This is a genomic window from Actinokineospora cianjurensis (assembly GCF_003663795.1).
Taxonomy (GTDB): Bacteria; Actinomycetota; Actinomycetes; order Mycobacteriales; family Pseudonocardiaceae; genus Actinokineospora; species Actinokineospora terrae.
This window is the reverse complement of the sequence record NZ_RCDD01000001.1, coordinates 2,608,773-2,629,008: the sequence shown is the minus strand read 5'-3', so window position 1 is coordinate 2,629,008 and position 20,236 is coordinate 2,608,773. Positions and strand designations below refer to the sequence as shown.

General features: G+C 71.2%; 14 protein-coding genes. 6 read left to right on the top strand and 8 right to left on the bottom strand.

Annotated elements, in window-relative coordinates; translation table 11 throughout:
• The first annotated feature begins 310 nt into the window (after positions 1 to 310).
• A complete protein-coding gene (locus CLV68_RS11770; protein WP_147459952.1) occupies positions 311 to 1,093 on the top strand; it encodes a hypothetical protein in 783 nt (260 codons plus the stop codon).
• On the opposite strand, the gene CLV68_RS11765 is transcribed toward CLV68_RS11770, so the two are convergent.
• Both CLV68_RS11765 and CLV68_RS11760 read right to left on the bottom strand, forming a co-directional pair.
• Positions 1,076 to 2,149: an aKG-HExxH-type peptide beta-hydroxylase gene (locus CLV68_RS11765; protein WP_121390389.1), complete on the bottom strand. Its 1,074-nt coding sequence runs from the start codon at positions 2,147 to 2,149 to the stop codon at positions 1,076 to 1,078. The genes CLV68_RS11770 and CLV68_RS11765 overlap by 18 nt on opposite strands.
• Complete coding sequence (locus CLV68_RS11760) at positions 2,146 to 3,255, bottom strand: FxsB family cyclophane-forming radical SAM/SPASM peptide maturase (RefSeq protein ID WP_121390388.1); 1,110 nt, start codon at positions 3,253 to 3,255, stop codon at positions 2,146 to 2,148. Before CLV68_RS11760 ends, CLV68_RS11765 begins: the two co-directional genes overlap by 4 nt.
• 320 nt (positions 3,256 to 3,575) lie before the next feature.
• Between CLV68_RS11760 and fxsA the strand changes: the two genes are divergently transcribed.
• The 3 genes from fxsA (at position 3,576) to CLV68_RS11745 (ending at position 8,848) form a co-directional block, all read left to right on the top strand.
• The gene (gene fxsA / locus CLV68_RS11755) at positions 3,576 to 3,746 is read left to right on the top strand and encodes an FxSxx-COOH cyclophane-containing RiPP peptide (RefSeq protein WP_170224226.1); all 171 of its coding nucleotides are present in this window, start codon (positions 3,576 to 3,578) and stop codon (positions 3,744 to 3,746) included.
• A gap of 10 nt (positions 3,747 to 3,756) precedes the next feature.
• Positions 3,757 to 7,443, top strand: a complete 3,687-nt coding sequence (gene fxsT / locus CLV68_RS11750; protein ID WP_121390386.1) for an FxSxx-COOH system tetratricopeptide repeat protein — start codon at positions 3,757 to 3,759, stop codon at positions 7,441 to 7,443.
• A gap of 496 nt (positions 7,444 to 7,939) precedes the next feature.
• Positions 7,940 to 8,848, top strand: a complete 909-nt coding sequence (locus CLV68_RS11745) for a hypothetical protein (protein ID WP_121390385.1) — start codon at positions 7,940 to 7,942, stop codon at positions 8,846 to 8,848.
• 67 nt (positions 8,849 to 8,915) lie between these two features.
• Here the strand turns inward: CLV68_RS11745 and CLV68_RS11740 are convergent, their stop codons facing one another.
• Together CLV68_RS11740 and CLV68_RS11735 are read right to left on the bottom strand one after the other, a co-directional pair.
• On the bottom strand, positions 8,916 to 11,120 hold the full coding sequence (locus tag CLV68_RS11740; RefSeq protein ID WP_121390384.1) for a hypothetical protein: 2,205 nt from the start codon (positions 11,118 to 11,120) through the stop codon (positions 8,916 to 8,918).
• Positions 11,117 to 12,043 (bottom strand): hypothetical protein, encoded by a 927-nt coding sequence (locus CLV68_RS11735; protein WP_121390383.1) that lies wholly within the window; start codon positions 12,041 to 12,043, stop codon positions 11,117 to 11,119. The genes CLV68_RS11740 and CLV68_RS11735 overlap by 4 nt, the downstream gene beginning before the upstream one ends.
• Before the next feature lie 196 nt (positions 12,044 to 12,239).
• Here CLV68_RS11735 and CLV68_RS11730 point away from each other — a divergent pair, with 196 nt between their 5' ends.
• Positions 12,240 to 13,442 carry a vanadium-dependent haloperoxidase gene (locus CLV68_RS11730; RefSeq protein ID WP_246009768.1) on the top strand — a complete coding sequence of 401 codons (1,203 nt, stop codon included), beginning with the start codon at positions 12,240 to 12,242 and terminating at the stop codon, positions 13,440 to 13,442.
• A 76-nt stretch (positions 13,443 to 13,518) separates the two neighbouring features.
• Positions 13,519 to 13,704, top strand: a complete 186-nt coding sequence (locus CLV68_RS33340) for a hypothetical protein (protein WP_147459951.1) — start codon at positions 13,519 to 13,521, stop codon at positions 13,702 to 13,704.
• 640 nt (positions 13,705 to 14,344) lie between these two features.
• Here CLV68_RS33340 and CLV68_RS11725 read toward each other — a convergent pair.
• From CLV68_RS11725 to CLV68_RS11705, 4 genes are all read right to left on the bottom strand, one after another.
• Positions 14,345 to 15,505, bottom strand: a complete 1,161-nt coding sequence (locus tag CLV68_RS11725) for a Fic family protein (protein ID WP_170224223.1) — start codon at positions 15,503 to 15,505, stop codon at positions 14,345 to 14,347.
• A 1,202-nt stretch (positions 15,506 to 16,707) separates the two neighbouring features.
• Entirely contained in the window at positions 16,708 to 17,325 is a 618-nt protein-coding gene (locus CLV68_RS11715; protein ID WP_121390379.1) for a hypothetical protein, read from the bottom strand.
• Positions 17,326 to 17,389: 64 nt separating this feature from the next.
• The gene (locus CLV68_RS11710) at positions 17,390 to 17,788 is read right to left on the bottom strand and encodes a hypothetical protein (RefSeq protein ID WP_121390378.1); all 399 of its coding nucleotides are present in this window, start codon (positions 17,786 to 17,788) and stop codon (positions 17,390 to 17,392) included.
• Entirely contained in the window at positions 17,788 to 20,160 is a 2,373-nt protein-coding gene (locus CLV68_RS11705; protein ID WP_121390377.1) for a glycoside hydrolase domain-containing protein, read from the bottom strand. The genes CLV68_RS11710 and CLV68_RS11705 overlap by 1 nt, the downstream gene beginning before the upstream one ends.
• Positions 20,161 to 20,236 lie beyond the last annotated feature (76 nt).

Genomic DNA, 20,236 nt, shown 5'->3' with positions numbered 1-20,236 from the left:
TCGTCGGGTGTGGGATGAGGTGGCAGCGGTCTTGTCGGGGGGTGCGCGGCTGCCGCTGGTGTTGGTGGGGGTTATCGGGGTTTGTTGGGCTGTTGCGGGGTTGTTCGGGGTCAGTGGGGTGCACACGAGCGCGGCGTACCACCTGTTTGTCGTGGTGTTGCTTGCCGTTGGGCTCTACGGGAGTACGCGGGGTATTGCGCTAGAGGAGTTGCGGGGCAATGTAGGCGTGGTTGTGCTCGCGGTGACCGTTGGCGTGCTGGCTAAGACTGCGTTGATTGCCGGGGTTATGTACTTGGTTGATTCGCGGCCGGTGAGTGTGGTGCTGGGGGTGGCGGTCGCGCAGATTGATCCGTTGTCGGTGGCGGCGACGATGGATCGGCGGATGTCGGAGCGGGCCAAGGCGATCCTGTCGGCGTGGGCGGCGTTCGACGATCCGGTGACCGTGCTGCTCGTCGTCTACTTCTCCGCGTTCGCGCTCGGGACACCGGGTGTCCTCGCCGCGGGCTTGGCGGACTTCGGGACCAGCCTGCTCCTCAACGCCGGGTACGCGGTCGTGGTGGCCGGGCTGTGGCTCCTCCTCCGCTCCCGGCTTCCCGGATGGCTGGTACTCCTGGCAGCACCAGCGGCCCTCGCGGTCGCGGCGACGCAGGGCCTGATGCTGGGCATCGCGCTGGCCGGGCTCGTGGTGCGGCCGTTCGAAGGCGAACCCCGGGCGGAGAAGGCAGTCGAGCGGATCCTGACCGGGGCGCTGCTCCTGGCAGGGGTCGCGCTGGGAGCGGTGTTGGCGGGCGTCGTGGGGCCAGGATCGTTGGGATTGCTGTTGAAAGGGCTGCTGCTAGGGGTAGCGGCGTTCGGGGCGCAGATGCTGGTCGGCTCTCTTATCGCCATCCGCCTTCCCCGATACGACCGCTGGTGTCTTGCCCTAAGCCAGCAGAACGGCTTAACCGCGATCGTCCTGGCGTTGCTCCTAGAGCCGAACTTTCCCGGCACGGTTACGGTTGTGGCCCCGGCCATCGTCGTGACCTACGTCCTGTTCACCGCAGGAGCCCATATCCTGGACCGAATCCCGACGTCCCTACCGGCCGTACCCTGAAGCCTGTTCCTCTATCCCCCGCACGAACCGCTGCCCCAGCGGCGTCAGCGCCCCACTGTCGAGCAGGGTCCGCGCAACCGTCCACGTTGCCTCACGCCACCGGGCGAACTCTCGGCGGGCTCTGGAAGACGGCGCTATCCGTTGCCGGTCGTGCCAGAACGCGGCGATGGCCAGGTGCGCGTAAGTACCGTGGAGCAGGCCCGCGATGGGACGGGGGTCAGTCCGCCAGGGGGCGTGGAACAGCCGTGTGTCGGTGAGATCGAACAAGGGGAAGAGGTCCATCAGCACGGTCAGCTTGGCGTGGTGCAACTCGTGCGTCAGCGTTACCGCCATCGTCTCGGCGTCAGCGCTAAGTGACAGGAACACACACCCGAGCGCGTCCCCCACAGTCGCGCTCGCCTCCCCCACGTCCGACGGTTCCAATGGTGTCACAGCGGTGACCAACACGGCCAGTTCCTCAGCCAGCACAGGGTGATCCGCGCTCAGCAGCTCCCAAGCACCGGACAACCCTTCCCGCCACCGACCCAGGTCCGGCGTCGCGGCAACCCCCAACCCTTCCGGCAGCAGTCCGGATGGCCACCCACCGAGGGTCCACCTCACCCCAGGGGCCAGCCGAACCGCCGGAAAAGCCTTCCACCGCAACCGATCCGTCCGCACGACCCCGGCGACAGGGTCAAGCGCCCCCAACGACGGCAGGACAGCGACCAACGGATCCGGCACGTCCACCACTGCCCCCGCCCGGATCGCGGCCGCCGCCACGACGTGCGACAGACAGCCCGGCATCCCGCGACGCAGCAACGCCGAGGTCGCCCACAGCCCGACCACCGGATCGTCCAGCACCCGGTTCACCGCCACCGGATCACGCGCGTGCAACTCCCCCAACACCGCGAACGCCCTGGTAGCGGCCGGATCCACCGCGAGCAGCCGGAGGAACGCCACCGTCCGACTCCGGCGCGCGGACACCAGCGCCCGCGCCACGTCCGGCCCGCCGCCACCCGCCGCGAGGTCGTCGAACACCGCCCCGGACAGCGTGTGCCGGACCAGCTCGGCGCTCATGTCAGCGCGGCGAGGTCGTCGACCAACCGCGCCCGAACGTGGCTGGTCAGCCGGAACAGGTCAGGGCAGTACACCGACGGGTGCGCGAACCCCTCTCCCGCGCGATGACGATGCGCTGGGTGACCTCCACCGCACGCGGCTAAGACCGGGCATGTCAGGCACTCGTGCGCCAACACGGCGGGCGGTAGGGCCACCGCGTCGAAAGGGTCGGCAAGGACGTTGAGCCCCGTGTCGACCGCGTCCGGCTCCACGGCGGCGACGATGTCCGACAGCTCGATCGCCCCGTCGGTGGCCACGACCAGCGGCGGCGAGACCTGCGCGCCGAGTCCCTCGACCCCGGACGTCCCGCCCAGCCACAGGGTGATCACCTCGGCGAACTGCCGCACCACCGTGCGCGGCGGTGACTCCCCGTACCACTGGTCGAACACCGGGATCAGCCAGTCGGCGTACGGGGTCGCCGGGTCACCCGGGTGCCTGCCGGGCGGTGGGCGGCTCCAACTGCCGTGCGGCAGCAGGAAGTCGACGACCGGCGGGTCGAAGCGGAGCAGTTCGCGGTAGGTCGCCAGCGGGTCCGCGGCGAGGTCGATCACGCACAACAAGCCCGCGAACAGGTGCCGGAAATCGGGTCCGGTCAGTTTTCCCAGCGCCGCGGTGACCGCGTCATGACTTCCACGGCCGTCACGACGGACACGATGTCGGTCATGTCCCGTTTTTGTCCCGTCGAGGCTTACCCCGACCCGGACGTCCCACTCGGCGAACAGCGCCAGGAATCGTTCGTCCAACCGCATCCCATTGGTCTGCACGGTGAACGCGACGCGCGCCGGAATCCGCTCCCTCGCCGCGCGCACCAACGACTCGATCCGCGTCGGGCCCGCCAACAGCGGCTCGCCGCCGTGCAGCACGACGTCGACGTGGTCGAGCCCGTGCGCGACCACGTGTTCGGCGACCCGCTCGACCAGCGCGGCCACGGTCGCCCCGGCCATCACCGCGGGCTTGGCGCGCCACCGCGGGTCGGCCATCTCGTAGACGTAGCAGTAGTCGCAGGCCAGGTCGCAGCGGCCGTGCAGCTTCACGACGAACTGGCGCGTCGGCAGCCGTGCCCGCATCCGCCTCCCCGTCCCCGCGCACACCGGTCCCGCGCACGGCTTCCCGCGGTCCACCGACCCGCACGCGTGCGCCCCGGGCGGCGCGCGGCGGCCCGGGTCCGACTCCCACTTAACACGGCCGAGGCGGCCACGGGTGTCGGCTGATCGGTGTATCTTCGCTCCGCGTGAGCACTCCGCGACGCACCGGCGGATAGGGTCGGGGAAGCAGACCGGTCCGATCGGGGGTTCGAGCGGGTCGGGTATCGCGTCGGGTGCGCCAGGATTCGCCGGAGGGGGTGCGGGTGGACGGCTCGGAAAGCCCTTCCCCGGGGGATTCGGGGGTGTTGCGCTCACACCTGCTCGACGTTTCCGCCCTCGATTTCGCGAAGCTGGCCGCGTTGCCGGAGTGCGTGCTGCGGGAGTCGCTGGCCGGGGTGCTCGGTCAGCTCGCCGCGCTGCCGACCCGGTACCAGGCGCACCAGAGCTCGCTGTCGGGTGGGACGGCCGGGTGAGGGGACCGCGATGAGCGTGCCGACGACCGGTGGCCAGGCCGTGGTGACCGTGTTCGTGTCCGTGGTGGACAACGCGGGCCGGGTCGACGCCGTCGCGAACCTGTGCGGTGTGCTCGCCGGGGCCGGTCGGCGGGTCCTGGTGCTCGACTGGTCGGACGAACTGACCTCCGTGCGTGACTACCTGCGGGTCTTCCACACCGGGCGGCAGGCGTGCCCGGACAAGGTGTGGGCGGCGGCGCAGGCGGTCGGTGGCGCTGGCGGCGGCCGAGTGCGCGACCAGCGGGAGTTGGCGGCGCACGTGGTTCCCAGCCTGCCTGGGTCGGTTGACGTGCTCTCCCTCGATGGTGGGCTGCCGTCGCTGCGGCACACCACGGTCGACGAACACGCCTTGGCCGACCTGCGTAAGACCCTGACCACCGCTGACTACGACGATGTGTTGGTAGCGCTGCCCTCTGGTGGCCACAGCGCCACCCTGCGCGCGGCAAGCGTTCTCGGGGACACGGTCGTCGTGTGCTTCGAGCCGCTGGTACCGACGCTAGGTGCCGCGGTCGACACTGTTGACGCTGTCCGCAGATCGGCGCCGCTACGGGTCGACATCGTCGTCGCGGCTACCCGGTTCCGGGTCGACGACGCCGAGCACCGCGTCAACGGGTTGCGCACGGCGATCCGGCAGGCGTTCGGCCCGGTGTTGCCTCCTCGCTCGCGGCTGACCGACCCGTATGTAGAGCTGCCCGAGCTGTCTTATGTCACCGCCACCCCCTTGCTCGCGGTCGTCGCGGAGGAAGCCGACGACCTGTGGTCCCGGTACGTGCGGCTGGCGACGATGGTCGACGCCGACCGGGGTGTGGCGCCGCGGCGGGTCAGTGAGCTGGTGCGCGGCCGGTACCGCCGCGTGGCCGGGATCGACGTGGGTGACGAGCAGCGGGTCGTGGTGACCGCGGAACCGGCGCTGCGGCCGTGGGTGGACTGGGTCGCGGCGGAGTTGGCCGAGGTCAACGTGTCGGTGTGCGAGGCGGGCGCCGGTGACCTGCCGGTGGTGCGGATCGCCGCGCTCGGGTCGGCGGATCCGGGTGGCGCGGATGTGCTGCTGCACCCGGTGTCGGTGCCCGGTGGGCGGATCAGCGAGGCCATGCTCAGGTCGGTGCGCGACCGGGTCGACGTGCTGCGGGAGCGGCTGTTCAGCGGTCTCGGCTACCCGACACCGCCGCTGCCGCCGGACGTTCCACCGAAGGTGCCTGGTCTGCCGTCGGCGGTGTTCGGGCTACCTGCGTCCAGCGTTCGTTTCGGCCACCGGGACGCTGAGCTAGACCGGCTGCGGGCAGCGCTACCTGCGTCGGACGGTGTCACCACCGTGGCGTTGACCGGCGCGCACGGAGTCGGTAAGTCGGAACTGGCTCTCGCTTACGCTCACCGCAACGCCTTCGCGTACGACGTCGTGTGGTGGCTACCAGCGCATGAGCCGCAAGCCACCCTCGTGCAGCTTGCGGAACTCGCGAGCCGCCTACGCGCCGAGCCGGAGCACTACGGCAGCATGGCCGCGCTCGATCGGTTCGCCTCTGACACCAACCTGCGGTTCTTGCTGGTCTACGACGGTGTGCCCGAGGTGTCCGCGATCGTCGACCTGCTGCCGAAGAGCGGTCGGGGCCACGTGATCATCACGGTGGCCAGCGTGGCCGAGGGCGACGAGGTGGACGCCGAGGTCCCGGTGACGGGGTTGTCCACCGAGCAGGGCGCCGCGCTGGTCCGCCGGGGTGCGACGGGGCTGCCACCCGAGATGGCCGCCCAGGTCGCCGCCGAGCTCGACCACTGGCCGCTGGCGCTGAACCTGGCCGCGTGCTGGCTCAGCGAGCAAGTCACGGTTCTGACAGACGGCACGAGGTCGAGCTACCTGGATGTCTATGAAGCGGCCGAGGTAGCGGGCACGGACCTGTTGTCCCGACTGCGCGCCGACACAACCGGCCCCACCGCCATCCACCGGATGGCCCGGCTGACTCTTGCCACCGCCCGCGACCACGACACCCCCGGTCTAGCCCCGATCGACCGCCACCTGGGCGCGGTGGCGGCCCTGGTGGCCGAGTTCGGCGCGTTCCTGTCCCCGCTCGGCGCGGCCCTGGACCTGGTGCGGTCCCTGCCGTGGCGGGCGGAGCTCGGGCTGGGGATCGGGCCTGCGGCCGACGAGCTGCTGGTGTTCCCGCCGTTGATCGATCGGGCGTTGTGGCTGGGTGAGCGCTACGGGTTGTTCGAGGTCGACTGGGGTCGGGAGCGGGTGCGGGTCGGTGACGTGCTGCGCTCGACCATCGCCGAGCTGATCGACCCGGCGACCAGGCTGGCGCGGCGGACCGCGGTGCTGCGGGCGTTGGCCGGGTACGCGCCGTTCGAGGTGACCGCCGGGCACCGGGCGCGGTTCGTCGAGCTGGGCACCCACATCGGGCCGTCCGGGGCGACCGGCAGCGACGACCCCGCGGTGCGCAGGTGGTTGGTGAACCAGGCCAGGTTCTTCTTCGCCTTCGGCGGGGTGGGGGTGCGGCGCGCGGCACTGGCGTCCGGGCAGGAGGTGTTCGAGTCGTGGACCGAGCGCTTCGGCGAGCAGGACGAGCTGCGGCTGCGGATGGGCACGCAACTGGCGAACCTGCGCCGCGAACTGGGCGACCGCGACGGCGCGCTGGCGCTGGACGAGGCGGTGCTGCGGGTGCAGAAGCGGGTGCACGGGGTGGCCGACCCGCGCACCCTGGCCACCGCGCGCGACCGGGGCGGCAACCTGCGCGGCCTCGGGCGGTTCGCGGACGCGCTGGTGCAGGACACCGTGACGCGGCAGCACCACGCCGCCGTGCTCGGTCCGGACCACCCGGAGACCCAGTGGGCGACCAACAACCTCGCCGTGTCGGAGTTCCTCGCCGGTGACGCCGGATCCGCGCTGCGCACCCAGCGCGCCCACCTGGAGCGGTTGGCCCGCCTGTACGGCGACGACCACAGGGACACCGTGTGGGCGTTGGGCAAGGCGGGCATCTACGCGTCGCAGTTGGGGCTGCCGGAAGCCGAGGCGTACCTGGAAGAGGCGAGCAGGCAGGCGCGGCACACGCACTGGGGCGACCTGCAACTGCGCGGCAGCATGGAGTGGCACCTGGGCATCGCCAAACGCGGCCGCGACCCCCGATCCGCCCGGGCGGACATCACCAACGCGTTGCGCCACCTCACTTCCGTCCGCCGGGACACGCACCCCGACCGGTTCGCCTGCATGCTGTCCCTCGCCGCGACCCAACGCGTCTACGGCTGGGAACCCGCCGAGACCGAACGCCTGGCAAGGTCGGCGCTGACCGGCTTGGTGGACACGATCGGGTTGACTGCCTCGCATCCGTTCGTGGCACTGGGCAAGCTGGGGTTGGGCCTCGCCCTGGACGCCAGGGGCGCGGCCGACGCGGGCCTGGTCGAGATCAGCGCCGCACAGTCCACACTGGAGTCGACCCTCGGCCGAGCCCACCCGTGGACCCTGGCCGCCACGATCACCCTGGCCGCCGCCACCGCCGCCACGGGCAACCGCCCCGAAGCGCTCACCATCGCCACCACCGCCCACGCCGCCTGCGAGGAGTACCTCCCCCTCGACCACCCCTTCACCACAACCGCCACCACCAACACCCAGGTCGCCGACGGCGCCCCCGGCCCCTGGCAGGTGATCGATGTCGACATCCCGCAGATCTGAGGCTGACGCCACCGGTGAACCCAAGCGAACCCCGGCCACACCAACGGAAACCGTCGCCGCCCGCCCTCCTCGTCACCAGTCGGCCGCTTGGGCGAGGGCCGGGTCCAGGGAGGTGAGCGATGCCTGAGACAGGCCAGCGGGTCATACCCGCCACCGCGCTGATCACACCGCCGGAGGATCCTGCTGTTCCCCTCGCAGGCACCGGCTCGCCCCCAGGGTTGAGTCCTGGGAGGTGGGCGATGTCGGACACCGGCAGGCAGTCCGAAGCCGCCGACGGTCGCGCGCGAATCCAGGTCGCACCGCGGGGGATTCCGCTCGTCCTCGTCGGCACAACTGCACGAGCGCCGATGCTGGAGGCCGGCGATGTCTGAGCCGGGCAGGCAGTCCAGAGCCGCCTGCGAGCGGATCCGGGTCACGCCGCCTGGGGGCACTGCCGCTCGCCTTCGTCGTCTGCATGCCGTCTGCGCGGTGGCTGGGAGATCCCGGGAGGTGGGCGGTGCCTGAGACGGGCTGGCGGGTCGAGACCGCTGATGAGCACGCCGAGGTGCCGGTCGAGTTGCCGGAGCAGTTGCGCGGGGCGATCGCGGCCGCGCCGGGGTTGGACTGCGTCGGGTTCTTCGACCAGGACGACTTCGTGTACGGGGTGAACCGGGTGGCGGGCGCGGACCGGTGGGACGCGGTGCTGCGGCTCGGGGTCCGGTTGGCCGTCGCGTGGCGGGGGTTGGACCGGGAGGTGCAGCCGTTGCGGACGGGGCGGTTGATCCGGACCGTGTTGGACGCCGAGGGTGGCGCGGTGTTCTGCGAGACGGTGCGGCCGGGGCGGCACGTGATCGGGACCGTCGCGGCCGCGGCGTCGGTGGCGGAGCGGGAGCGGGCCGACGCGGCGCTGGCCGGGGTCGTCGACCACCTGCGCGCCGCCGACCGCCTGCCCACCCAGAACCACGGCGGCTTCGCCGACGAGGGCCCCGCCATCCCCGCCGCCGAACCCGTCCTGCGCTCCTCCGGCCCGGATGACATCCTGGCCGCCCTGCTCCCCACCCTGAGCCTGGACGGCCTGCACGGCCTCGCCTACTACGCCCGCGGCGACCGCTTGGCGGCAGCCGACTGCTTCGACTCCCCCGAACTGTCCCGCTTCCACGAACTGGCCACCCCAGAGGACCGCCGAACCCTCTACAACACCCTCGGCCACGAACTGGCCGGCCTGGCCAACCAGCTCAACCAAGCCACCTCGGAAGCCCTGGGCGGCCCCCTCCACCGCATAGTCCTCGACGTCCAACAAGGCGCCATCTACTACCGCCGCCTCCCCCGCCAGCACTACCTCGTCGGCGTGACCCTCGACCAAACCCGAGTCCGCCACACCGACCACCAGATGCACGCCCTGGCCCAGCACCTCACCTCTCCCTGACTCCTGACGCCGAGCAGGCAGCACCCCTCGAAGTCGTCCCTCAAGCGTCCACAGTGGACCACAGCATTCAGCGGTTGGCCACCGAGTCCAGCACGGCCTCGCGCACCCGGAAGCTGAAGTCCGCCAAGGCCCGTTCCGCGCGCTGGCGCACCGATCCCGCCAGCAGTCCCGATCGCACCAGTTCCGTGAGGGAGCCTCGCGATGGCAAGGAGTCGGCGATGTTGTCGTAGGTGTCGCACATGCGGTCCAGGACGTCGCGGGCGGTGGCGTCCACGGGGGTTGTGCTGGTGCGGTACCACTGGGCGAGTACCACCCGGAACGTCTCGATGACCTGGCGCAGCAGGACTGCCGAGCCGGTGGCGGCGACCACGGAGTGCTGCCGCAGGTCGACGACAAGCGGGTCGGCGGTCGTGATGACGTCGTGGGCGAAGGACTCCGGGGCCACGCGGATCTCGGCGAGGTCGGACAGCGCGGCGGTGGCCTCGTCGAACAGGCCAGACAGGGTCGGGGGCAGGGTGGCGTCCTGGACGACGACCGGGTGCACGGTCGCGGCGATGTCGTCGACGCGGCGGGCGAGGGTGTCGGCCAGTTCGCGTTGGCCGTTGGCGATGCGGGCGAGCCAGGTGTCGATCTGCCTGCGCAGGCCGCTGACGTCGTCGGTGTCGTCGCGGCGGGGTAGGCGGGTGCGGGCGGATTCCAGTGCTGCCAACACATCCGCGGCCACGCTGTCCGGGCGGACCACCAGCGGGTCGCGGTCGAGCGCGTCACGCACCCGCACCACGGCCACGTCGGTCGGCACGCCCACCACGACCACCACGACCTCGGCCCCCGGCGCGGCGGCGCGCAGGGCGGCGATCCGGTCGAGCAGCCCGGCCACCGCCGCGGCGGAGACCAGCGACGGCGTGACCAGCAGCGCGCAGCCACCGTCGAACTCCGGGAAGGTGATCCAGAAGTCCGCCCTGGCCGCCGGGGACGCGCCGAGCATGTGGTCGCGGTGCGGGTGCCAGCCCTGCCCCTCGGCCAGCCGCCAGATCCGGTGGGCGACGTCGTCGAGGTTGGGCGCGCCGAACTCGTCGGCCGCGGCGGCCTGGAGCACCGCCTCGTCGACGAGCACCTCGTCCCCCGCGGCGACCGAGGCGTTGTCCGCCAGGCGGAAAGCCTTGCGGCACAACCTGATCACGTCCCGCGCGTACCCGCGCGTCAGCCTCCCGATGGTGCGCACGGCAACGGCGGTGAACGGCTCGATCCCGTCCTGGTGCAGCACCGAGCGGTGCGACTCCAGCAGGAACTCCGAGATCTCCGCGTCGGTGAGCCCGGCCAGCTCGACCCGAACCGGGATCCGTTCGCGCACAGCCGGGGTCAGCACCTCCCAGACATCGGGGAGTCCACACAGGACCAGACAGGCACCGGTGCGCGCGCTGACCGCCAGCAGGTCCTGGAACCGGGCCATCAGCGTCTCACTGGGACGGTGCCGGGCGGAGAAGATCTTGTCGAGTTCGTCGATCACGAGCACGAACCGGTTGCGCAGCCCCGAGAACAGCAGCGCGATGACCCGCAACGCCTCCAGCGCGACGAGTTCGTCGTCGATCCGGCGCGCGATACCCCGGTCGACCAGGATCTCGTCCGGCTCGCCGCCGGTGAGCCACTGCCACACGGCGTCGTCGAACCCGTTGCGCAGCAACAGGGTCAGCACCGTGCTGTAGTCGTGGTCGCCGGTGACCCCGACCAGCGTCTCCTGCACCCGCCGCAGCAGCGCGCTCTCCAGCATGCCCAGTTCGCGGATGACCCGCTGCGGGGTCACCTGCCCGGCGGTCAGCGCCTGCAACGCGTCCCCGGACAACCCCGTTTCCTGCAACGCGGCGGCGACCACGTCGGCGTAGTAGTCGCGGACCTGCGCCACCAGGGCGTCCTTGCCGACTTCCCGCATGAACCGCAGGTACAGCGACAGGAAGTCCTCGGCGTTGGCGTCGAGGTAGATCGCCTTCGTCGGGCCGCCGAGCGCGGCACGCGCGCGCCGCACCAGTCGGACCGCCAGGTGCGTCTTGCCCAGGCCGTAGTCGCCGAGCAGGGCCATCACGACGCCCGAGGACGCCCCGGGGCCTGCTTCGAGGTAGTCGTCGAGCGTCCGGTACGCGCGGCGCATCGCGTCGGTGACCACGGTGACGTCGGCGGTGTCCGCGTCGCCGTCGACCACGGACGTGGTGGCGACCGCCATCGCGGTGTACGGGTTGCGCCGGTGCTCCCGCCCCGGGGTCGGATCGAGGCCGCTCATGACTGGATTCCTCTGGTGTATCGATTCAGATCCTCGAGGGTCACCGCGTAGGACTCACTGTAGTTCACGGCCTCTCCGCGCAACATCTCGAACGTGCCGACCAGGGTCCGCTGCAGCGTCTTGACCGACTTGGTGGACACCAGCTCGGTCAGCGCCGGGTCCGCGACCCCCGGGTAGCGGCCGGCGGCGCGGTGGCGGCGGAGCCGGTCGTCGACGAACCGCGCCACATCCGCCCTGGTCAAGGTGCGCAAGCGGAGCACGATCGGCGGCCGGGTGTCCTCCAGCGCCAGCTCGATCCCGCGCACCTGGGCGTCGGTGAGCAGCGCGGACTCGGCCAGGTAGAGCACGCGGGGGCTGAGCATGCCGCTGGCGTAGAGCAGGACCTCGCGGACCAGGTCGAGGTGGTCGGGCAGCAGCACGACCAGCGCGAGGCTGGGGTCGAGCAGGGCGTCGAGCTCGGGGAGGATCAGGTCGGGGTCGCCGGAGTCGAGTTCGGGGGCGGCCGGGTCGACCAGCGCGTCCTCGTCGCGCAGCGCCCGCACCAGCCGTCCGCACGCCCAGCCGATCCTGGTCGCCACGCTGGAGGACTCCAACGCCAGCGCGTGGCGGCGCAGGTCGACGACGAGGACCTTGGCGTCCAACGCCTCCCGCAGCGCGGCGCGCACCCAGTTCGCGCACCGGTTGACCAGCGCGGTCTTGCCGCAGCCGGACTCGCCGAACGCCAGCACGTACCCGCCGGTGGTCAGGATGTCCTCGACCACGTCCGGTGAGCCGGTGAGCCGCTGGTAGGCCCGGGCACTGCCGCACACGTCCACGTAGTGCTCGTCGTGCGCGGGGTCGTCGATGGGACGCAGGCTCAGCATGGCCTTGCCCACCCGGCGCTGCGGCGGGACGAACGGGTTGAACGGGGCCTTGTCGGCCATCACCGCACCCGCTCCTCTCGTCGGCGCGACCGTCACGCCGGGGGTGGCCGATGTTACCGAGCGCAGCCGAGGTCCGGGCGCGTTTGCCGACTCCCAGCGGGAAGGCAACCCCCGATCCACCCAGTGGGCCCGCTGGACGTGCGGTGCTCGCGCGTGGTTGAACGGTGACGACGGGTGTTCGGAACGGGGAGGGCACGTGCGATACCGACTTGGTGGGTTGGCGGCCGCGGTGGTGGTGAGCGCGGTCGTCGCCGCGCCGCAAGCCCAGGCGCGGCAACGGGTTGACGTGGTGGTGGAGTGGTACGACGTCACCGCGGGGGTGCTGGCCGCCGCGCCCGCGCCGACGCAGATCACCAACAACCGGACGTGGGCGATCGGCTGGCTGGCCGCCGCCCGCGCGGTCCGGCACGGGCACGACCGGGCGTTCACCGACGCCGCGGTGGCCTCCGCCGTGCACGACTCGTTGGTCCGCCTGGTGCCCAGCCGGGCCGCGGAGGTGGACGAGGCGTTGGCACGCACACTGGCCCGCGTCCCCGACGGTCCGGCGAAAGCACGGGGCGTCGCGGCTGGTTCAGACCAGGCCCGGCGGACCCTGGCCGAGCGCGAGGGAGATGGTCTGGACCCCGCGTCGGTGAACGCGCCGTTCCCCGTCCCCGCCGCCGGACCTGGTGTGTGGCAACCGACTCCGCCCGCGTACGCCCCGGCCATCCAGTACGGGAACCGCGCGGCCAAGCCCTTCACCTTGCGCCGCGCCGACCAGTTCCGCCCCGCGCCACCGCCCGCGCTGGACTCCGCGCGGTACCGCCGCGACCTCGCCGAGGTCCGCGACTACGGCTCGATCGACAGCACGGTCCGCACCGAGTCCCAGACTCGGATCGCGTCGTTCTGGTACCAGGGCTCACAACCGGCCTTCATCACCCCGCTGCGGGTGGCGCTCTCCGAGTCCCGCGCCACAGTGCCGGACCGCGTCGCCCTGGTGGCCAAGTACAACGTCGCCGCGGTCGACACCCAGATCGCCACATCCGACGCGAAGTACGCCTACCAACTCTGGCGCCCGGTCACCGCACTGCGCGCGGGCGGGCTGCCTTCCTGGACCCCGCTGCACGTCACTCCCGCGCATCCGGACTACCCGAGCGGCCACGCGACCTACGCGGGCTTCTCGGAGCAGGTGCTGACCTCGCTCACCGGCCCCCGCTCCCACCAGGCGTTCACGCTGACCAGCCCCACGGCCCCCGGCGTGACAATCCAGTACCAGGCTTGGCGAGACCTGACCCGCGACAACGTCAACGCCCGGGTGTGGTCGGGCATCCACACGCGGGTGGCAGACGAGGTGGGCGTCGACCTGGGGCGCACCGTGGCCCGCCACGCATTGGCGAACTTCGACCGAGTGGTGGGGTAGGGGGAAGGCCGGTGCGGGACACCGGGCTACGTCCCGCACCGGCCGCTCCGCCTTGGGCAGCACTGTTTGAGTCGTTGTGGGGCAACAGGTTTGGCCGCTGCACGCGGAGTTCGCGCTGTGGGACGGCGCCTATGGCCTGGAGGTCTTCGTCGACGCCGCTGGTCGCCGGGTGAGCGTGGCAGGGCGGCCGGTTACCTTGGCTGAGCAGCCGGTGAACTGGTGCGCCGAGAAGCCGGGTGAGCGTGGCTGGGCTGCTGGTTGAGTGTCAGTGACCGGGTGGGATGTGGTGGGTTGTCCCCATGTCCTGGGTTGTCCACAGCCTGGTGCGAGGGCCTATTGACAGATCCGCCGACGCGATAGGTTCAGAGATGGGGCCCCGGGCCCCGGGAGGGTGGGCCCCGGGAGCCGAGTCGATCTTGATCCAGGGCCGCGGGCTTGGCCTCGCGGCGGACCAGCCGGAAAGCGGCCGGTCAGAGCGCGAGCAGGCCGCAGAACAGGCAAACCGGAGCGCGGGCCGGTTGGGAGCGCGGGCCCGATCGGGGCAACAGGCCGAACAGGCAGCGGGCTGAACGAGCAGTGGGCTCGTCGGGGGTGGCGGGCACATCCGGAGTGGCGGACTAATCGGGTGGTGGGCTAATCGGGTGGTGGGCTAATCGGGTGGTGGGCTAATCGGGTGGTGGGCTAATCGGGTGGTGGGCTAATCGGGTGGTGGGCTAATCGGGTGGTGGGCTAATCGGGTGGTGGGCTAATCGGGTGGTGGGCTAATCGGGTGGTGGGCTGGTCTGGTTGTGTCTGCGGGTCCCGGACAAGGGCAGCGTTGGGCTGGTGTTTCTCTGCTAGAGGAGGCTCGCGACGGTGCGGGGGCGTTCGTGGTTGTTGTGCCCGTCTGTTGGTCTGGTGATCTAGGGCGTGGTGCCGGTCAGGCTGAGTAGGCGCAAGAGGTCTGGGGCGTAGTACGCCTTGGCGTAGGGTTTTTCGTCAAGGCGGTGGAGGACGCCGACGTCTACCAGGCGGGCGCAGACGTCGCCTGCGTTCTTGGTGGTGATGCCGTGGCGTTCGGCTACCTGGCGGTGGTTGGTGACGGGGGTGGCGATCAGGGTGGTGAGGACCTTGCGGATGTTGCCGGTGCGCCTGCCGGGGAGTCGGCGCAGCAGGGCCTCGTGCGCGGCCTCCAGTTCGGTGATCAGCCGCAGTTCGTCGCGGGAGACCGTGCGGATGCCGTCGGCGAAGAAGGCGATCCACTGCTCGTAGTCGCCCTCGTCGGCGAGGCGGCGGATGCGGGCGCGGTACTCGTCGAGGTTGCGGTCGATCCACGTCGACAGCGGCAGGACCTGGCCGCGCAGCACCCCGGACCGCGCCAGTTCGAGGCCGACGTACAGCCGGGCGATGTGGCCGTTGCCGTGCCGGAACGGGCGGACCACCTCGTGGAAGAAGTGCCCCAGCGCGACCTTGGCCAGCACCGGGACCTCCGTCTCGCCCGACGACCACGCCGAGAACTGCTCGAACGCCGCCCGGCTCGCCGCACCGGGTGGGCTGGCGAGCAGGAACGGCTCGGTGCCGCCGAGCCAGGAGTGGTGGGTGCGCCAGATCCCGGTCCCCGCGTGGTCGACCCCGGCGAACGCCTCGGCCACCGACGACATCAGCTGCACGTGGTCGGTGACGCCCGCGCCGACCGCGGCGAACCCGGTGTCACCCGCGCGCAGGTAGCTGCTGATCGCCGGTTCCACCGCCGTCTCCGGGCGCACGCCGGGCAGTTGTGAGACCAGCACCTCCAGCAGCGCCGCGCTGATCCCGTCCAACCGGGCGGACCGCTGCACCTCGCGCACCTGCGTTGCCCGCACCAGCGCCGAGGTGTCGAGCAGCCGCACGGTCGCCTCGTCCAACCGCCCCAACGCCTCCTGCGCGTCGGCAAGGCCCCGGTGCGTGCGCGAGGACAGCGCGACGTCCGACGGCAGGGGCTTGGGCAGGAACGCCCCCTCGCCGAGCAGCCGCACCGGCACCCCGTCCCACTCGTCGTGCACCGGGATCCACATACCCGCGGGAGATGACCGCGTCGTCGCCATGGCCGGGAAGCCTCCAAGACCCGCCCGCATATCCACAAACGGTGCGATCTCCACTTCGCCGCCCCACACCGCCCGCCGGATCCCCGGATTGGTCCACCAGCCGATCCCGGCTATCCGCAGATCGCCCCACACCTCCGATCGCCACACCCGGCCACCACGACCACCAGTGGTCCACCCCACCGAGTCGATCACCCGCCACGCACGAGCCCTTTGCGCGTGCTCCTTCCCGTGCAACCTGCGAAGTTCACCCGAAGGACGCAATTGTCCCGCCACCGCCGGGCAGCCCCGGAGAAACGGCGCAACCCATTCGGCTTATCGCAGCACCACCCACTACTCCCACCCCCCGACCGCTTCCCCACCACGCGGATCCGAGTCGGCAGGCATCACCAACCCCGCCCTACTCCCAGCAGCACTCATCGCCAACACCCAGACCACCGCAGACCCTCAGGCGGCTGCCGGGGCACACCGAGTAGAGGGACCTACGCACGGGCGACACGAAAGCCGCCCACGCAGTTCTGCCGTCCCACTCCGAACTCACTACAAGGCGGGACTCGTCGCCAAGCGGGCCTACCACCAGGCTGGCCCGTCTCCAAGCGGCCTAGCACTAGGCAGGCCCGCATCCCCACCTGTCCGCCACCCCGGATGAGCCCGCCACCCCTGACGAGCCCGACTGCTCGTTCAGCCCACTGCCCGATCAGCCTGTTGCCTGGTCGGGCCGTTGCCTGTTCGGCCTGTTGACCCGATCGGGCCCGCGCTCCCAACCGGCCCGCGCTCCGGTCTGCCTGTTCTGCGGGACACTCGCGCTCCAATCACCCCGCGCTCCGGTTTGCCTGTTCTGCGGCCTGCTCGCGCTCTGACCGGCCGCTTTCCGGCTGGTCCGCCGCGAGGCCAAGCCCGCGGCCCTGGATCAAGATCGACTCGGCTCCGGGGGCCCACCCTCCCGGGGCCCGGGGCCCCATCTCTGAACCTATCGCGTTGGCGGATCTGTCAATAGGCCCGCGCGCCAGGCTGTGGACAACCCAGGACATGGGGACAACCCACCACACCTCCCGCCCACGTTCAGCCAGCCACAGCTCACCCGGCAGCCCAGCCACGCTCACCCGGTCACCCAGCCGCCCCGCCAAGCACGCCAAGCACGCCAAGCACGCCAAGCACGCCAAGCACGCCAAGGCTGGCACACGGGAGTGGCGGGAACGTCGGGGTCAGCGGCGGCGTTGGCGGCGTTCCAGGGCTAGGGCGCGGGAGCGGCGGGTGGGGGCGAACGGGTCGGGGATGGTGCCCGCGCTGGTGAGGGTGTGGGCGGCTTGGGCGGCTTCGCGTGGGGGGACGTCCAGTTGGAAGTGGCCTTCTTTGGGGGTGGTGGGGTCGTCGCCGCCCCAGCGGATGGTGCCGGAGCAGTCGGCGAGGATGTCGCGGAGGACGGCGATCTCGTGCGGGAACAGGCCGCCGGTGGCGCCGAGGGGGAAGCGGGTGGGCAGGATCGCGATGGCGGTGCCCGAGAGGTAGTTGGACTCCAGGGGCGCGCCGACGCGCGGGTCGGTGGTGTGGCTGTGGATGTCGCCGGGGCCGAGTTCGGCCACCTCGTAGTGGAAGCGGCGCGCGACGTGGCCGAGCAGGGTGGCGACGGCGCCGCCGAGGACGGTCATCGCGGCGGCCGAGCCCTCGACCCCGACCTCGGTCAGGCCCTTCGCCCGGACCGGCCAGCCGTTGGCCGAGTACCGCCCCGGCCACCGGTCGGCCGACGCGGGCAGCGCCATCCCGGCCGACAGCGCCACCACACCCACACCGACGAGAAAACCCCGCCGCCCCAACTGTTCCATGCCCGAACCCCTCCAGACCCGTTCCACCCCAACACGTGCCCGGCACCAGACCGGTCACGCCAACTCACACGTGGACCACGCGCCGCAGTGCCCGCACGGCCATCCCCAGCGACGCCACCACCGCCAACGCCAACGCCGCGAGAGCCGGGTTGACGTACCCCGGCACCAGGTCCACCCCCGCCGCGCAGAGCCTGCTCAGCGGCAGCAGGCTCGTCGTGCCGAACCGGCTGTCCCACGCGACCCGGTGGACGGTGGCGCAGGTCTCGGCGATGTCCGGTGTGTACAGATGCGCCGCGCCCCAGCCGTAGGTCGCCACGGTCAGCAACCCCGCCACCGCGCACACCGCCACCCATCGGCGGACCGAGCCCGGGAGTCGTCGCAAAGCGCGGTGCCCCAGCGTCATCGCCACGGCGGCGACGGCGAGCAGTGGCGCCGTGGTGGCGACGGCTCCGGGCAGGTCCATCAGCTCAACCGAGCCCTGCGGGCGTTCTCCTGGCCGACCAGGCCGAGCAGCGTGTCGGCGTAACCCTGCAGGAACGGGTCGAGCTTGCTGTCGGGCATGTGCCCGGGCAGCAGCGCGTCCCAGCCGCCGGTCTTCTTGATCGCCGCGGTGCGCAGTGCGGCGAGTTCGGTGTCGCCCGCGTTGCCCAGCAGTGAGCGGGCGGTGGCGACGACGTGGTCGGCGCGGCCGCCGTGGCGCAGGTCGACGAAGCGGCGGAAGCGGGACAGGCAGCCGCCGGTGAGGTGGTCGCGGACGGCGGTGTTGATCGGGGTGCCCGCCAGCACCGCGGTGCCGACCAGGTAGCCGTCGACGTCCTCGACCAGGTCGTTGAACGGGAACGACGAGCACACGGTGATCTTGGCAAGCCGTTCGGCGCAGAACGCGTACCCGGAGGCGTACTGGGTGCCGTTGGCCCGCCACTCGCCGTAGAACGTGGCCAGGTCCCCGCCCCAGCCGCCGAAGTCGCCGCGGTCGGCCGTGGTGCCCGCCCCGGTTCCCCGCAGCAGCACGGCGTTCACCGTCGCGCCGAAGTGGTCGACGCCGATGTCCACGCCGTAGCCGGGGTCGGCGTAGCGGTTCACCCTGGCGGGACCCTTGGTGGAGGCGTAAGCGATCCAGTCCCGGTCCACATCGCCGATCAGGTTCTGCCAGCCCGAGTACAGGTCCACATAGGTCGGGTACCGCAGGAACTCCGCGACCCGCAGGTTCGGATCCCCCTTGCCGTAACGAACCGCGGTCGCGTAGAGGTCGTCGACGTACCGGAGGTAGGTGTCCACAGGGGACTGTTGCCCGCCGACGCCCTCCGGCCCGACACCCGGGTCACTCCCCGCCCGGTGCACGACCCGGTCGAGGTCGAACCGGTCGGCCCCGGCGACGAAGGAGAACTCCTTGATCTGGTTGAACGACCAGTTCGCGGGCAGCGGGAACCCGAGGTTGCCCGAGAAGCCCCACGAGATCCCGGAGACGAACGAGAACCGGGCATACGCCTCGTCGGTCACCCGCGTGCACACGTTGCGGGACCCGTAGACACCGGCGATGTACCACTTGCCCTGGCTGGCCAGACCCGCCTGCACACCGCGGAAGTAGGGGAGGATGTTGCTGTCGATCTGCTCGTCGGTGGCGTCGTAGTCGACCGCGAAGTAGATCACCGCGCCCCGGTTGAACTTGTAGCCCGCCGCCCTGGCGTGCGCGCGCAAGGCGTGCTGGTAGCCCTGGTCGTAGGTGAAGTCGCCCAGCAGGCGGGCGTTGTACTGCGAGATCGGGAACACCCGCAGCCCACCCGCGAAGATCGCTTCGAGCTCGCCGGGCTGCAACTCCTTGTCCAGCGTGCTATTGGCGTCCTCGTCCAGGTAGCGTCCGACCACTGTGTACCCGGCGGCGCGCAGGGCCTGGGCGCGGGTGACGCTGATGTGGAACCGGGTGTCGCACGCGGTGGCGGGCCGGGTGTCGTCGCCGCTGGAGACGAGCAGCTGCGCCCACGTCGGGTAGTCGCCGTACCCGGTGGCGGGCAACGACGAGAACCGTTGGAAGAACTCGACGAACCGCTTCAGGTCGGCGTCGAAAGCGGACTTGAACACCGCCCGCACCGGCAGCGAGTTGTTGCCGGGGATGGTGTCGTCCGGCACCGGCCCGTTGAACACGCAGGCCGCGCTGAACAGCTGGACGAACACCCCGGACTGCCCCTGCGACACCGGGTGCGCGCGCAGACCATCCTGTGTGGTGGGTCCGAAGTTGCCGGTCGCCTGGTCCTCCGGGACGCCGAACTCGTACTGCAGCGCCCGCATCAGCGCCTTCTGCACGTCGCGCGAGTAGTGCCCGTCGCAGGGGATGACGAAGAACGTCGACTTGGCCAGGTACCGGCTGTTGAGCCACTTCTGGATGGCCCGCACCTGCTCGTCGCCGCCGGAGAGCAGCACGTAGGCGTCCATGGTGAGCAACGCCTTGAACACCTTGGGCGGCACGGTCCCGTCGCCGCCCAGGCCCATGTCCGACTTGAGCTGCGTGACGGCGGTGAGGGTCTGCTGGCCGTAGACGCCGTTGACCGTGCCGCCCCAATACCCCTTGCAGAACAAGGCGTGCTGCACGATCCGCACGATGTTCGGCTTGCTGTACCCGGGTCCGACGTTGCCGCGTTGGGTGAGCAGCGACAGCGTCGTCGGGCCGAAGCTGTCCGACAGCGCGGTGATGCCGAGTTCGTGTTGCAGCGCCCGGGTGAGCGAGAACATCGTGCTCCACGCGGTGCGGCCGTCCTCGGGGCACCGGACGTACCCCGGGACGGCGCCGTAGGTCGCGTTGACCCATTGCTGCGCCTCGAGAACCTTGATGTCGGCCATGTCCGGTGCCCCCCGTGACTGGAGAAGTCAGCTGCCCGCCGCTAGCCGGGCGATCGGAGGATACGGCGCGGGATCA

Bases quoted from the DNA above. Each gene is read 5' to 3' on its own strand.
- CLV68_RS11705 (WP_121390377.1), bottom strand. From the start codon at position 20,160: ATGGCCGACATCAAGGTTCTCGAGGCGCAGCAATGGGTCAACGCGACC.
- CLV68_RS11760 (WP_121390388.1), bottom strand. From the start codon at position 3,255: ATGCGGGCACGGCTGCCGACGCGCCAGTTCGTCGTGAAGCTGCACGGC.
- CLV68_RS11710 (WP_121390378.1), bottom strand. From the start codon at position 17,788: ATGGACCTGCCCGGAGCCGTCGCCACCACGGCGCCACTGCTCGCCGTC.
- CLV68_RS11765 (WP_121390389.1), bottom strand. From the start codon at position 2,149: ATGAGCGCCGAGCTGGTCCGGCACACGCTGTCCGGGGCGGTGTTCGAC.
- CLV68_RS11735 (WP_121390383.1), bottom strand. From the start codon at position 12,043: ATGGCCGACAAGGCCCCGTTCAACCCGTTCGTCCCGCCGCAGCGCCGG.
- CLV68_RS11725 (WP_170224223.1), bottom strand. From the start codon at position 15,505: ATGGCGACGACGCGGTCATCTCCCGCGGGTATGTGGATCCCGGTGCAC.
- CLV68_RS11740 (WP_121390384.1), bottom strand. From the start codon at position 11,120: ATGAGCGGCCTCGATCCGACCCCGGGGCGGGAGCACCGGCGCAACCCG.
- fxsT (WP_121390386.1), top strand. From the start codon at position 3,757: ATGAGCGTGCCGACGACCGGTGGCCAGGCCGTGGTGACCGTGTTCGTG.
- CLV68_RS11715 (WP_121390379.1), bottom strand. From the start codon at position 17,325: ATGGAACAGTTGGGGCGGCGGGGTTTTCTCGTCGGTGTGGGTGTGGTG.